This window comes from Rhizobium beringeri, from assembly GCF_004306515.1.
Lineage (GTDB): Bacteria > Pseudomonadota > Alphaproteobacteria > Rhizobiales > Rhizobiaceae > Rhizobium > Rhizobium beringeri.
The window spans coordinates 1,082,624-1,096,112 of record NZ_SILG01000001.1; the positions used below are offsets into that span (position 1 = coordinate 1,082,624).

The window sequence follows — 13,489 nt, forward strand, 5'->3', positions numbered from 1 at the left end:
TCCTGGACAATGTGTCCAACGCAGATTTGATGACTTACGGGGAGTAACCGAATGACTAGCATTCCGGGCATTGAGGTCGAAGCAGACCGCGCAAAACCAAGCAATTTGCGAGTGATAGAGCAGCGGGGCTCAAAAAGCTCGCTACTCGTCGGTTTGCTGCTGATGCTCTTGCCTGTGAATGCTGGCGTTCTCATCTATACCGCCAAAAACTCAGCCGATGTTCGCGAGAGCCGCGAGACCATCGCCGCGCTTAAGAGGTCCATCGATGGTCTGAGGGGACAAATGGAAAAGCAGTCGCGCAACATCGCGGATAATGCCAAGGCTGACGAAGTCGCACTTATCCGCCAGGAGATGGATGGGCTGCAAAAGACTATGATGAACGAACGGCGAAACGACACAAGTGGTCTTCGGATGGGTTCAGCTTTGGTCCTTAGCGCACCCGGCAAGGAGCCGGCACAATTTTTCGCACCCCGTGCCGTGTCAGCGGAAGCTCAAGCTTCGGATAGCAGCCTTGCGTCCCTCGAAGCCGGGGGCATTGCCGTCAGTGACCTGCCGCGTTACGAGCGCACACTCTCGCCGGAAGGCCAGCTCATCCTTCGGAAGGCCCGGTAAACACCGCGTTCGCCGAAATCTCCAAAGCAATCGGTGGATGCTGCCAGGGGGCGCCGATGCTGGCAATGCGCAAGGGCGCTCTCATCTCGACCCAGATTGCCGATCGCTGCAGAGCCTATCACCGCTGAGCGTAATTTACGCTGTTCTTCATCAATTCGAGATTACGGGCAGTGACTTCGTTTCCGGGATCAAGCTCATAGGCTTTCAGGAAATACCGTCTGGCAGTGCGCAAGTCACCGCGTAAAAGGTGAGAGTATCCGATATTGTTGTAGTAGACCGGGGTGTTGCCGATCATTCGCGAGAGTTGCTGGTAGGCGCGGTCGGACGTGTCGAAGCGGGCAACCATGTCGGCGGATGCTGCTAAGCCCAGCCAAGCGGCCGGATCCTGCGGAAAAACGTCAACTGCTCGCTTGTAAATGGCGTAAGATTTTCCGTAGTTCTTTTCCTGAAACTGCAGTTTGCCGGTGGTTATCAACTCGTCGTTCTTATAGAAGGCGACGGCTGAGTCATCCTCAAGGGTCTTTGCACTATCGCCATAAGCAGCCAGACCATCAACGCTGGATGACTGGCAACCAGCTAAAATCGCTCCAGTCGCTATCAAAAATGCAATGCATCTAGTCCCAGCTCTGATCTGCAACATTGGCAATTTGATCCCCCATCAGACATTCTTACCTAAGACTCGGATGTGTTCATCGGAAATCATCGTAAAAAAAAGCTAACAACTCAAGAATTTGAGCAAATAGTCGCAAAAAAGCGACAGATGCGGTCTTCGCCGGAATACGACAGGTGTGATAAAACGCCGACTATCTAAAGTAGGCATCGTGTGCCCCCTGATTCCTTGAGTAGAAATCAATCAACGTCGCCTATCCTGCTCGTCAGGTCAAAGGATGGAACGCCGTATGCGGATCGCTATTTTCACGCTGATGCGACTTGGGCCATCGCTGGCTTACGCGATTGCATCGATCTTCGTTCTCAGCATACCGCTCTTGGAAAGCCACCCCTCAAGTGCCTCCGCCTGGTGGCTGCATATGACAATACTTCCGGTCATGCGCGAGCCCATCTATCTGCTTTTGGCGGTACCCGGCGTTGGAATTTGGAGCGCCACGGTCCTGTTGATGCTTGCATCGATTTTCGGGATTCGTGTGGCCATGCAGCCGCAAAGACACCATCGTTCAGGCTTCATCCATGCCCATATCGCGCTGATCGCGACCGGTCTAACTATGGGGCGGGCAGCCGTTACGCAAGCCGGCCTTTCCGACTTTGCGCTGCCTCAATTTCAACGAGGCGACTGGTCGTTCCTGCCGCTATCCTACTCACCGCTTGGGACCTTCCTTTTCATATCCGTGTTTTTGGCTTGCATTTCCTGCCATTTAACAGTCATCAAGCGTGCAATATCGGCGTGATAGAAAAGGGTTGAACCGCCCCGGCCGGAGGCGCGGCAAGACGTACCTCAAGTTGCGGCAACGCAGGCAAGACCGGCTCTAGCCAAGGCGCCGGAAAAGCCGAAGTTTGACGCAGCCGCCTTGAAGATTTTCGGTTTCGCCCGGGTCGCCGCCGTCGGCCTTGCCGTCCATCCTGTCGCTCGCCATGATCTTGAAAATCCTCCGGGACAAGGCCAAGCTCCTATCCCATCGACATCAGCCTTTCAATCCGCGAGGGTCTTTACCACCATGCCCGATACTTACCCGCCCTCGAACCTTGCGGCGATCGATGCCGCGCACCACCTGCACCCCTTCGCCGATATGAAGAAGCTGAACGCCGAAGGCACACGCATCATCCAGCGCGGCGAGGGCGTCCACATCTTCGACAATCACGGCAGGAAATATCTCGACGGCTTCGCCGGCCTCTGGTGCGTCAATATCGGCTATGGCCGCCGGGAGATCACCGACGCCGTGGCCAGGCAGATGAACGAGCTGCCTTATTACAACACCTTCTTCGGCACGACCTCGACGCCGGCGACGCTGCTTGCGCAGAAGGTCACGTCGCATGCCGGCGAGCGTTTCAACCATATCTTCTTCACCGGCTCCGGTTCGGAGGCGAACGACACCTGGTTCCGCATGGCCCGCGTCTACTGGAGCGCCGTCGGCAAGCCGTCGAAGAAGATCGTCATAGCCCGAAAGAACGGCTATCACGGTTCCACCGTCGCCGGCGCCAGCCTCGGCGGCATGAAATACATGCATGAGCAGGGCGACCTGCCGATCCCGGGTATCGTCCATATCGGCCAGCCCTATTGGTACGGCGAGGGCGGCGATCTCTCGCCGGCCGAATTCGGCCTCAAGGTTGCCCGAGAGCTCGAAGCTAAGATCGACGAGCTCGGCGAGGAGAATGTCGCGGCCTTCGTCGCCGAGCCGGTGCAGGGGGCCGCCGGCGTCATCATCCCGCCCGAGACCTACTGGCCGGAGATCGACCGCATCTGCAAGGCGCGCAATATCCTGCTGGTGACCGACGAGGTGATCTGCGGTTTCGGCCGGCTGGGCGCCTGGTTCGGCCACCAGCATTTCGGCGTCGAGCCCGATCTGGCGCCGATCGCCAAGGGGCTTTCCTCCGGTTACCTGCCGATCGGCGGCGTGCTGGTCAGCGACCGTATCGCCGATGTTCTGATCAACGAAGTCGGCGAATTCAATCACGGCTTCACCTATTCCGGCCACCCGGTCTGCGCTGCCGCCGCACTCGAAAACCTGCGTATCATCGAGGAGGAAAGACTGGTCGAACGGGTGCGCGACGATATCGGTCCCTATTTCGGCAAGGCCTGGGCAGCGCTCGCCGAACATGATTTCGTCGGCGAAGCTGATAGCATCGGCTTGATGGGCGGCCTGCAGCTTGCCGCCGAGAAGAGCACGCGCACCCGTTATGCCAAGCCCGATCAGGTCGGTGCGCTGGTGCGCAACCACGCGCTGGCGAACGGCCTCGTGCTGCGCGCCACCGGCGACCGCATGCTCGCCTCGCCGCCGCTCATCATCAGCCACGCCGAGGTGGACGAGATGGCGAGGATTACCCGATTGGCGCTGGATTTAGCCTGGAAGGAGCTGAAATCCTGATTTCGCTTAGAGCCTTTCCTGGTTAGATTGCAGCATTCTGTTGGCTCAAACGGAGTCGGATGGTCGACCGGCCGGCGCGCGTCGTAGCCCGGCTCTACGGCCAAGCCGGCCGGTCGAGCAGCCGGCCCGTTTCAGCCAACCTTCCCGCAGATTTGCCTGGCAAATCTGCAAGACTTAGAAGCGCCGGACGCACCTGTTGCTTCGCATGGCGAAGCAGTGCGGCCGGTGGGCCGGGCATCCTTGCGCCAGGATCAGAGGCGATCAGCTCGGACGTACCTTGGGGTATGCCCGTCGCCAATCGCCTCTGCCCTGACGAAAACCTGCTCCGGCAGAATGCTTCAAGCTGGCCAGGAAAGGCTCTAACCCGGCTGATTGACCCAGGCATAGCCGAAACGGTAGCTGTCGCCGCCGCGCCGATAGAAATAGGGCACGTCGATCACCGACGCCTGCGGTGCGGACGGGCCGAGATTGGCCTGCAGCCATTCAGCCATATCAGGCGGAAGCGCTTCGCTTCCCCCCTTCTGCGGGAGGAGCCACACCAGGAGAAGCGGTCGGCGGCCCGTAAGATCCGGGTGGAAGCCGGGATAATCCACCGAGAGGACTGGCACGCCGGGAATATCTTGTCTTAGATTACCGGCGAGCAGGCTGTCTCCGGCAAGGATCGCCGCCGGTTCGGCCTGTTTGCGCAGGGTTTCCAGCATGCCGGCATAGGGCCTGTTTAGCCGCTCGTAATGGCCGGTGAAGCGTGCAGTCGCGACGCTCCCGTAAAGAGCCGCCGGCACACCGATCATGATGACGGCGACGAGGGGCATGAAACGCCGGAACGCCCTGTCTGTCACGACGTCTGCCGCCTCGATCTTCAGGCAGAAATAGAGCGGCAGGATGAAGAGCATCGGCACCAGCCAGCGATCCTTGATGCCGGCCGCGCCGCCGAAGACGACCAGAAGCAGAATGCCGGCCAAGAAGACGAGCATCATCCGCTCGAGAAGCCGCGTCCATTCCGAGCCGGAGCCGAGTGCCGGACGAAGGCTTTTGCCGAAGACGAGCGCGAATACCGCCACGGTCAATCCGGCGAAGCTGATGATGGCGAGAGCGAGCGAGCTGACGCCCATGGCCACCTGCTGAAGATAGCTCGCATGGCCGCTCGCGGTCATCTTCTCCAGGGTGCGTGCGGTGGCGAAATCGAGATTGTCCTTCAGCCAGAAGAGATGCGGCAGGACGATGACGAGAGCCACCGCCGCCGTCAGCACCAGCCGCCAGTCGAAGATCCGCGGCCGCAGGCGCACATCCGAAAGCGCGGCAATCAGGGCTGCCGCCGGCAGGATCGCGAAATTATATTTGGCAAGCAGGCCGAAACCGATGCCGATGCCGGCGATGAGATAGGAGGCAAGGCTCGGCTGCTTCAGGCTGCGGATGAAGCCATAGAAGAAGATGCTGGCCGAGAAGAACACGGCGACCGTGTGCGTCAGGTCGCGCTGCATCTCGAAAGCCATCTGCGGGATCGTCAGCAGTCCGAGCGTGGCGATCGCCACCAGCGCCTTGTCGCGCAGCATGAGCCGCGCGCTCAGGCCGTAGAGCACGTAGGAGCTGAACAGCAGTAGGTTCTTCACCACCGAAAGGGCGGTTAGCGAGACGCCGGCGAACTGGAAGACGGTGTATTGCAGCCAGTTGTAGAAGGGCGGCTGCGGGCCGTAGCCGGCGGCAAGCCATTGCGAGCGGAAGGCCTGTTCGGCTTCGTCGAGATCGAGAGAATGCGAGGTTGCGAGCCGCACGCCGACCTGAAGCACGAAATAGGCCGCCAGCAGGGCAAAGATCCAACTGATGTCGCGACGGTTGCTCTCGGTCATCTATTTGCTCTCCGGCCGAACCCAGGCGTAACCGAGCGCGAAGTTGTCGCCCTGGCGGCCGAAATAATAGGGAAGCGACAGCGAGCCGATCTCCTGCAGCGCGATGCCGGCCGCCGTCAGCGCTGATGAAAACCGCTCCGGCATGACCGCATCCGCTGCCGTCGCCGTTTTCTTGCCGCGCCAGACGATCAGCACCGGCCCCTTGGCCTTGGCATAGGCCGCAATGCCGGGTGTCGGAAAATCCGGGATCACCACCGGCACATCGGGAAATTGCAGCCGCATGTTTCCGCCGATATAGGGGTCGGAAGCAATCACCAGCGCCGGTTCCACCTGTCGCGTCATCTCGCGCGAAAAACCCGCCATCGGCACATTCGGTCGGCTATAGGTGCCGATCAGCCCGGCGCCGACGACACGGAAACCGAGGGCGATCAGCACGCAGGCCATCAGCACCGGCAGCATCGGCCGAAAGCGGCGCAGTCCGGCGGAAAGGTCGAGGTCGGCTGCCTGCATTTTCGCCAGGAAATAGATCGGCAGTACCAGCAGGAACGGGTCGAGCCAGCGCTCGCGCACCGTGGTGGAGCCGGTGAAAAGCACGATGAGAGCAATGCCGGCGAGACTTGCGAGCATCATCCGCTCCATCATCCCAGTCCAGCGGTTGCCCGCCGAAAGCGCCCGGACAAAATCCCGGCGGAAGGTGGCGGCGAAGATCACCACCGGCAGCGCCGCAAAGGCGATGATGGCGACGAGAAAGGCGAGAAGGCCTTTGCCGATCCGGACGGCGCCGGCCGGTTCGCTGCCGGCGGCCATCTTGACCAGAGTGTCGGAGGAGGCGAATGCGAGATTGCCCTGCAGCCAGATCGCGTGCGGCAGGACGATGACGAGCGCGACAGTGATCGCCGCCAGCATGCGCCAGTCGAGCACCCTGCGCCGCCATTCGGCATCGGGCAGGATGGCGATCAAGGCGACGACAGGCATCAGCGCGAAATTATATTTCGAGATCAGCCCGATGCCGGTCGCAAGCCCGAGCAGGAGATAGCTGCCGATATCGGGCCGGTCGAGCGTGCGGAAGAAGCCGTAGAGAAACAGCGAGCTGGCAAAGAGCAGCGCCGTCGTGTGGGTCAGGTCCTGCTGGGCCATGTAGGAGACCTGGGGCAGGGTGATCAGTGCCAGCATGGCGACGGCGGCAAGCGCCTCGTCCTTCAGCGCCCGCCGTCCGGCAAGGCCATAGAAGAGATAGGACAGGAGCAGCAGGATGTTCTTCGGGACAACAAGCGCGCCGATCGACATGCCCGTCACCGAAACGACGGCATATTGCATCCAGTTGTAGAAGGGTGGCTGCGGGCCGTAGCCCGCCAGCAGATATTGCGAGAAGAAGGATTGCTCGGCCTCGTCGAGCTCCAGCGAATGCGGAAGCGCGATGCGCAGCGCGATGTTGAGCACGAAATAGGCTGCAAGCAGCAGGCCCGCGGTTTTGATCGTCCTCGTCGCGCGCTCCAGCATCGTGCTGCCGGCTTAGGCTTGGCTTTGATCGTCGAAGATCTGCCGCACGATGTAGTTCGGAGAGGCGTCGTCGCGGTAATAGGTGCGCGCGATCATTTCCGCCAGGATGCCGGTGGTGATCATCTGCACCGACGACAGCAGCAGCACGACGCCGACCATCAGCATCGGGCGCGTGCCGATATCGTTGCCCATGATGAACTTGTCGAAGCCGAGATAGAGCAGGATCAACATGGCGAGCGCGCCGAGGCCTAGGCCGAGCGAACCGAAGAAATGCCCCGGCCGCGCCTTGTAGCGCATGAAGAACATCACCGACAGCAGATCGAGGATGACGCGGAAGGTACGCGAAATACCGTACTTCGAAACGCCGTGCTCGCGGGCATGGTGGGTGACGGCCATCTCGCCGATGCGCGAGCTCGGCACCACACCGGCGACCCAGGCCGGGATGAAGCGGTGCATCTCGCCCATCAGCTTCACCTGCTTGATGATCGAGGCACGGTAGATCTTCAGGCTGCAGCCGTAATCATGCAGCTTGACGCCGGTGATGCGGCCGATCAGGTAGTTGGCGCACCAGGAGGGGATCTTGCGCAGGAACAGACCGTCCTTGCGGTTCTTGCGCCAGCCGACCAGGAGGTCGAGTTCACGCCGTTCCAGCTCGGAGACCATCGAAGGAATGTCCTTCGGGTCGTTCTGCAAGTCGCCGTCCATCGTCGCGATCAGACGGCCCTGGGCGGTATCGATGCCGGCCTGCATGGCGGCAGTCTGGCCAAAGTTACGCTGGAGTTCGACGATCCTGAGCGCCAGCCCGTCGCGTCCGACATACTTGCGGGCGTTGACCAGCGTCGCATCCGTGCTGCCGTCATCGACGAGGATCAGCTCCCAGCGATGGGGGTAGCTAACCATCGCAGCTACGACACGCTCGATGAGCGGGCCGACGCTTTCCTCTTCGTTGAAAATGGGCACGACCAGCGACAGCTCGAGCGATTGTACCGGGTCATTCGTACCGCGAATGGGCTCTACCGTTGTCTGCAACTTTCATCTCCAAAAGGCCGGACGGCCGAGCAAGCTTTACTGCCGCCGTCGCACTTGCGGAAGGCTACTACATGAAGTGTCCGCCCGTTGCCAGCGGGCAATACCGGTTTCCCCGCAATCGGCTGAACAGCCGGGGCGCTATTTCGCGCCGTCCTCCACCCAGGAGTAACCAATGGAGAAGCTGCGTTTACCGTCACCGAAGAGATAGGGCAGCGTCAGCGTGTTCAACTCTTGCAGATGAATGCCCGATTTGACGAGATCGTTTGCGAAGCTGGGGGAAATTGTTGGGTCATCTGCGGTCTCGCCGCGCCAGATGACAAGCACCGGCCCCTTCGCGGCCGCATATTCGGGAACCCCGGGACCCGGGAAGAACGGGATCACGACGGGAACATCGGGAAACTCCAGCCTCAGATTCCCAGCCACGAACTTGGTTCCCGCCACGATGAGAACCGGCCTGCGGGTCGCTGTCAATTCAGCCACGTAGCCGGAAAAGGGTACGTTCGTTCTCGTATACGTGCCGATGTATTGAATGCCGACGATCCGGAAGAGAAGGATCGACAGGATGACGACCATGAAGACCGGCACCACGGGCCGGAAGCGGGCAAGGCCGGCTGAAAGATCAAGACCTGCGGTTTCCAGTTTCAGGAACAGATAGATCGGCAGGACGAGCAGGCACGGGTCGAGCCAGCGCTCGTGGATATCGCTCGCGCCGGCGAAGAGGACCACACCGACGAAGGCGAGCAGGCTGATGATCATCATCCGCTCGATCACCCGGATCATCGGGTTGGAAGAGGAGAGCGCGCGAAAGAAGTCGCGCCGGAAGGCGGCTGCGACGAGAACGATCGGCAATGCGACGAAGCCGAGGACGGCGATGACGAGAGACAGCAGGCCTTGCCCGATGCGGGGAAGGCCGGCCGGCGCCAGGTCTTCGGCGGTCATCCGCTCGAGTGTCGGCGCAGAGGCGCTGGCGAGATTGTCAGGCAGCCAGAGCGCATGCGGCAGCACGATCAGAATGGCGAGTGCGATCGCCGGCAGCAAACGCCAGTCGATGAGACGGCTGCGCCATTCCCGGTCCGGCAGCACGGCGATCAGGGCGGCAGCCGGCAGGATGGCGAAATTATACTTCGAGATGAGCCCGATGCCGGTGGCGATGCCGATGATGAGGTAGCTCCCGATCGTCGGCTGGCGCAGCGTGCGGAAAAAACCGAAGAGGAAGAGCGAGGTCGCAAACAGCAGCGCGACCGTATGGGTCAATTCGCGCTGCGCCATCAGGCCGACCTGCGGCAGGGTAATCAGGCTCAGCATGGCGACGGCTGCAAGCGAACGGCTCTTCAGCACCTCGCGGGCAGCAAGTCCGTAGAAGAGATAACAGCCAAAGAGAATGATGTTCTTGGGCACCGAGAGCACCCACATCGATATGCCGGTCACCGAGACGATGGCGTATTGGATCCAGTTGTAAAAGGGCGGCTGTGGGCCATAGCCGGCAAGCAGGTATTGCGAGTAGAAGGATTGCTCCGCCTCGTCGAGATCGAGCGTATGCGGCAAGGCGATGCGAAGCGCGATGTTCAGCAGGAAATAGCCTGCCAGAAAGATGCTTGCGCTGGTAATGCTTCTGGTAATCCGCTCCAACATCGATCTCCACGTCAAGCCGGCAAGGCGCCATCATTTACCGGTCGGCCGCTCGGATCGTCGGCGTGGAGGCGTTTTCACCGCCATCGCCATCACTCCGCCGTTGTGCGCAACCTTCATTTCTCTTAAAAGGCCTGGCGACGGGACCGGGCCCATGCCGACCCAAGCGAGGAATGCCTACTACATGAAGAGTTCGATCGTTGAAAGCCGGCAATCCTGGTTTATGCGCAATCGCATGACCGTTCTGACGGTCGTCATCGTCGCAGCCTATGGCCTCTTCATCCAATGGTTCTGGGGTTGGCCTGTCATCATCAGGCAGTGGGCCGATGTCGGCGCAGGTCCGGTGATCGGCGCGCTCGTGCTATTGACGAGCACCTATTTCCTGCGCACCTGGCGCATCTATGATTATTTTCCGAACGAAACGGCCGGCCGGTTCGCGGTCCTCTTCCGCGTCACGCAGATCCACAACCTGCTGAACATCATGCTGCCCTTCCGCACCGGCGAGACCAGTTTTCCGCTGCTGATGCGCACCGAATTCGGCATTCCGCTGACGCGCGGAACCTCGGCGCTGTTCGTCATGCGACTGCTCGACCTGCACGCCCTCCTGGCCGCTGCCGGCATCGGTTTTGCTGTCGCTTCAGCCGATGCGGCTGTTGCCTGGTCGCTCTGGACAGCCTTCCTGCTGTTGCCGGTCGCGGCCTTCGCCGCCCGCAAGCCGCTGCTGCGCCTTGCCGCCAGGCTGCTGCCGAACAAGGCGCAGAAATTGGTCGCCGAGATCGAAAACGGCCTGCCGCTCGACGCCATCGCCTTTGCGCGCGCCTGGGCGATGACCATCGTCAATTGGCTGGTGAAGGTGATGGTGCTGGCATGGGCGCTCGGCTTGATGGGCGTGCTGCCAATGGCGGCAAGCTTCGGCGGCGCGCTTGGCGGCGAGCTCTCCTCCGTGTTGCCGATGCATGCGCCGGGCGGCGTCGGCACCTATCCAGCCGGGATCACCGCCGGCGCCATCGCCTTGGGAGCCTCGAGCGAACGGCTGGCTCTGGCAGCGCTGGCACAGGCGAGCGTCAATGCCCACCTGCTGATCATCGTCTCGGCGCTCACCGGAACCGCGATCTCACTGCCGCTCGGACGTCGCGGCAAGCTCTGAAATCCGTTTTCGGAGAAACGCCTGCTCCGGTTCCTGCCGGCAGAGCGACAGCGCCGTTTCATAGGCCGCGATCGCCTCTTGCCTCCGGCCGAGACGGCGCAGGAAATCGGCACGCGCCGAATGGGCGAGGTGATAGGCCTGCAGCTCCCGGCGTGCCAGAATGGCATCGACCAGTTCCAGCGCCTTTGCCGGCCCTTCCGCCATCGCAATCGCCACGGCACGGTTGAGCTCGACAATCGGGGAGGGCTGTGCCGCCAGAAGCAGATCGTAATAAAAGGCGATCCGCCGCCAGTCGGTCTCTTCGGCGGCCGGCGCTCGGGCATGCTCGGCGGCGATCGCCGCCTGCAGCGTATAGCTGCCGATCTCTTCCACCCGCATCGCGTCAGCGAGCAGCGCCAGGCCTTCGGTAATCTTCGCATGATCCCAGAGCGAGCGGTCCTGATCCGTAAGCAGCACCAGCGATCCCTGCTCGCCGCGGCGGGCGGTGCGGCGGGAATCCTGCAGCAGCATCAGCGCCAGCAGGCCGCAGACGTCGGGATGCGGCATCAGCGCCAGAAGCAGCCGCGCCAGACGTATCGCCTCTGCGGTCAGGTCGGCCCGGACCACATCCTCGCCGGAAGAGGCCGAATAGCCCTCGTTGAAGACGAGGTAGATGACGTGCAGCACCCGGTCGAGCCGCGGCGGCAGCGCCTCGCGGCCCGGTACCTCGTAGGGGATCTTCGCCGCCCGGATCTTCCCTTTGGCGCGCACGATCCGCTGCGCCACCGTCGGCGCCGGAATGAGGAAGGCATGGGCGATCTCTTCGGTGGTCAGCCCGCAGATTTCCCTGAGTGCCATCGCCATCTGCGCATCGGCCGGAATGACCGGATGGCAGCAGGTGAAGATCAGCCGCAGCATGTCGTCCTCGATCGGTTCCATGTCGCCGATCTCCGTTGCGTCGGGGGAGTAGAGGCTGTCCTCGATGTGATGCTGCGAAGCATCGAAACGCGCCCGCCGCCGGATCGTGTCGATCGCCTTGAAACGGCCCGTGGAAACGAGCCAGGCGAAGGGATTGCCGGGAATGCCGTCCGTTGGCCATGTCCGGGCGGCCGCCGCGAAGGCGTCGTGAAGCGCTTCCTCCGCCCGGTCGAAATCGCCGAGCAGGCGGATCAGCGTCGCCAGCACCCGGCGCGACTGCGTTCGGTAGATCTCTTCGATGACGCGTTCCAAAGGGGCACCTCAGTCCGGCAGGGTCAGCATTCGCACGGGCCTCAGTTCGACAGCGCCGAAACGTGCCGAAGGGATCCGCCCGGCAATCTCCCTGGCTTTCACCATGTCAGGCGCTTCGATGACGTAGAAGCCGGCCAGATGCTCCTTCGTCTCGACATAGGGGCCGTCGGTAGCTGACAGGCTGTTGTCTCGAACACGCAGCACGGTTGCCTTGTCGGGCATCTCAAGTGCATCGGCATGGATCATGATGCCGTCGCGGCGCAGCTCCTCGTCGAAGGCGAAATGCGCTTTGACGAGTTCATCGGTCTCTTCCGATGTCAGCGTGCCGTCGGTGTCGGCGCTGTTATAAATCAGGCAGATGTAGCGCATGGCTATTTCCCATCCTGGATGGAGTAAGTCGGGCGCACTTCGATTGAGCAATATTTGAGGATCGGAAAACTCGATACGATCGTCTTCGCCTCCTCGATATTCTCGGCTTCGATCAGCACAAACCCGCCGAGGTGCTCTTTGATTTCGGCAAATGGGCCATCGGTCGCAAAGGTTTCGCCATTGCGCAGGCGGACCGTGATCGCCGTTGACGGTTCATGCAAGGCGAGCGCCACCAGCAGATGACCGCTCTCGCGCCAGCGATTGTCGCTGGTGATGCACTCCTGTGTGAGCGCATCCCATTCGGTCTGAGGGACCAGCTTGCTTTTTTCCGTGTCGAACCAGATCTGGCATAGAAATTTCATTGGTCTCTCCTCATTTAGCTCCGAATTCGTGGATTGGCCGCACTTCGATCGCGCCGAGCCTGGCGAGCGGGATGCCTGACGCAATGCGGATCGCTTCGTTGAGATCCTTTGCCTCGATCAGGATGAAGCCGCCAAGCGCCTCCTTCGTCTCGGCGAAGGGACCGTCCGTCACCGACATCTCGCCGTTGCGCATTCGGACAGTCACCGCCGATTTCGGCGGCTGCAGCGCCTGGGCGACGATCATATGCCCGCTTTCGACGAGGTCCTTGTCATAATTCAAGGAATTGGTGTCGAGTTCGGCCTTCTCTTCTTTCGTCATGGCGTCGAGTACCCCGCCATCGAACCAGACCTGACAGAGATATTTCATCGCGGACAGCCTCCTTGTGAGCGTTTCAATAACCCTGGACGACCGAGCTCCACGCATTTCGACAGCGGCGGAAAAAAACTTTGTGCCGGCCGGCTGTCGAAATCGCAAGGCAGCACTCGACAAGGCTTCATCGAAACCTGTCGAGGAGAACGGAAATGAGCATTCTTGAAATCGCCCTGGCAAGCCAGATCTGGGCACGCCGTCGTGAAAAGCGTCAGCTCGTACTCGACGATGCCGATGCGCTGAAGGTTCTTCTGCGCATCGCTTTTGTCTTCGCAGCCTTCACCCTGCTGATATCAGGGCTGAACCTTGTCGCCGGCAGGCCGCAGATGCTGGCCGACGGTTCGGCGCCTGTCGTGACGGGCAGATGAGGAAACGGC

The 13,489-nt window shown here is 61.3% G+C and carries 15 protein-coding genes; 5 read left to right on the forward strand and 10 right to left on the reverse strand.

The genetic code is table 11. The features are described 5' to 3' along the window. The first annotated feature begins 51 nt into the window (after positions 1 to 51). Positions 52 to 612 (forward strand): hypothetical protein, encoded by a 561-nt coding sequence (locus ELH03_RS05610; RefSeq protein ID WP_130766145.1) that lies wholly within the window; start codon positions 52 to 54, stop codon positions 610 to 612. Between the two features lie 118 nt (positions 613 to 730). Here the strand turns inward: ELH03_RS05610 and ELH03_RS05615 are convergent, their stop codons facing one another. Then, the gene (locus ELH03_RS05615; protein WP_112906425.1) at positions 731 to 1,252 is read right to left on the reverse strand and encodes a tetratricopeptide repeat protein; all 522 of its coding nucleotides are present in this window, start codon (positions 1,250 to 1,252) and stop codon (positions 731 to 733) included. Positions 1,253 to 1,511: 259 nt separating this feature from the next. Between ELH03_RS05615 and ELH03_RS05620 the strand changes: the two genes are divergently transcribed. Beyond that, positions 1,512 to 2,015, forward strand: a complete 504-nt coding sequence (locus ELH03_RS05620) for a hypothetical protein (RefSeq protein ID WP_130766146.1) — start codon at positions 1,512 to 1,514, stop codon at positions 2,013 to 2,015. Positions 2,016 to 2,093: 78 nt separating this feature from the next. On the opposite strand, the gene ELH03_RS38475 is transcribed toward ELH03_RS05620, so the two are convergent. After that, positions 2,094 to 2,225, reverse strand: a complete 132-nt coding sequence (locus ELH03_RS38475) for a hypothetical protein (RefSeq protein ID WP_267975665.1) — start codon at positions 2,223 to 2,225, stop codon at positions 2,094 to 2,096. Positions 2,226 to 2,282: 57 nt separating this feature from the next. On the opposite strand from ELH03_RS38475, the gene ELH03_RS05625 reads away from it, so the two are divergent. Next, entirely contained in the window at positions 2,283 to 3,650 is a 1,368-nt protein-coding gene (locus tag ELH03_RS05625) for an aspartate aminotransferase family protein (RefSeq protein WP_130766147.1), read from the forward strand. Between the two features lie 359 nt (positions 3,651 to 4,009). Here the strand turns inward: ELH03_RS05625 and ELH03_RS05635 are convergent, their stop codons facing one another. From ELH03_RS05635 to ELH03_RS05650, 4 genes are all read right to left on the reverse strand, one after another. Then, positions 4,010 to 5,497 (reverse strand): ArnT family glycosyltransferase, encoded by a 1,488-nt coding sequence (locus ELH03_RS05635; RefSeq protein WP_130766148.1) that lies wholly within the window; start codon positions 5,495 to 5,497, stop codon positions 4,010 to 4,012. Next, positions 5,498 to 6,997, reverse strand: coding sequence for a glycosyltransferase family 39 protein (locus ELH03_RS05640; RefSeq protein ID WP_130766149.1), 1,500 nt, complete (start codon positions 6,995 to 6,997; stop codon positions 5,498 to 5,500). 12 nt (positions 6,998 to 7,009) lie between these two features. After that, positions 7,010 to 8,026 (reverse strand): glycosyltransferase family 2 protein, encoded by a 1,017-nt coding sequence (locus ELH03_RS05645; RefSeq protein ID WP_130766150.1) that lies wholly within the window; start codon positions 8,024 to 8,026, stop codon positions 7,010 to 7,012. Positions 8,027 to 8,164: 138 nt separating this feature from the next. Further along, entirely contained in the window at positions 8,165 to 9,658 is a 1,494-nt protein-coding gene (locus ELH03_RS05650; RefSeq protein WP_130766151.1) for an ArnT family glycosyltransferase, read from the reverse strand. Positions 9,659 to 9,839: 181 nt separating this feature from the next. Here ELH03_RS05650 and ELH03_RS05655 point away from each other — a divergent pair, with 181 nt between their 5' ends. Beyond that, a complete protein-coding gene (locus tag ELH03_RS05655; protein WP_128403815.1) occupies positions 9,840 to 10,802 on the forward strand; it encodes a lysylphosphatidylglycerol synthase domain-containing protein in 963 nt (320 codons plus the stop codon). On the opposite strand, the gene ELH03_RS05660 is transcribed toward ELH03_RS05655, so the two are convergent. Genes ELH03_RS05660 through ELH03_RS05675 form a run of 4 tightly spaced genes read right to left on the reverse strand, consistent with a single transcriptional unit; the run spans position 10,770 to position 13,109 of the window. Continuing rightward, the gene (locus ELH03_RS05660; protein WP_130766152.1) at positions 10,770 to 12,011 is read right to left on the reverse strand and encodes an RNA polymerase sigma factor; all 1,242 of its coding nucleotides are present in this window, start codon (positions 12,009 to 12,011) and stop codon (positions 10,770 to 10,772) included. The genes ELH03_RS05655 and ELH03_RS05660 overlap by 33 nt on opposite strands. Positions 12,012 to 12,020: 9 nt before the next feature. Further along, complete coding sequence (locus ELH03_RS05665) at positions 12,021 to 12,380, reverse strand: YciI family protein (RefSeq protein ID WP_128403813.1); 360 nt, start codon at positions 12,378 to 12,380, stop codon at positions 12,021 to 12,023. 2 nt (positions 12,381 to 12,382) lie between these two features. Beyond that, positions 12,383 to 12,742, reverse strand: a complete 360-nt coding sequence (locus ELH03_RS05670) for a YciI family protein (protein WP_128403812.1) — start codon at positions 12,740 to 12,742, stop codon at positions 12,383 to 12,385. A 10-nt stretch (positions 12,743 to 12,752) separates the two neighbouring features. Next, positions 12,753 to 13,109, reverse strand: a complete 357-nt coding sequence (locus tag ELH03_RS05675) for a YciI family protein (RefSeq protein ID WP_128403811.1) — start codon at positions 13,107 to 13,109, stop codon at positions 12,753 to 12,755. A 155-nt stretch (positions 13,110 to 13,264) separates the two neighbouring features. On the opposite strand from ELH03_RS05675, the gene ELH03_RS05680 reads away from it, so the two are divergent. After that, entirely contained in the window at positions 13,265 to 13,480 is a 216-nt protein-coding gene (locus ELH03_RS05680; RefSeq protein ID WP_233942126.1) for a hypothetical protein, read from the forward strand. Positions 13,481 to 13,489: the final 9 nt, after the last annotated feature.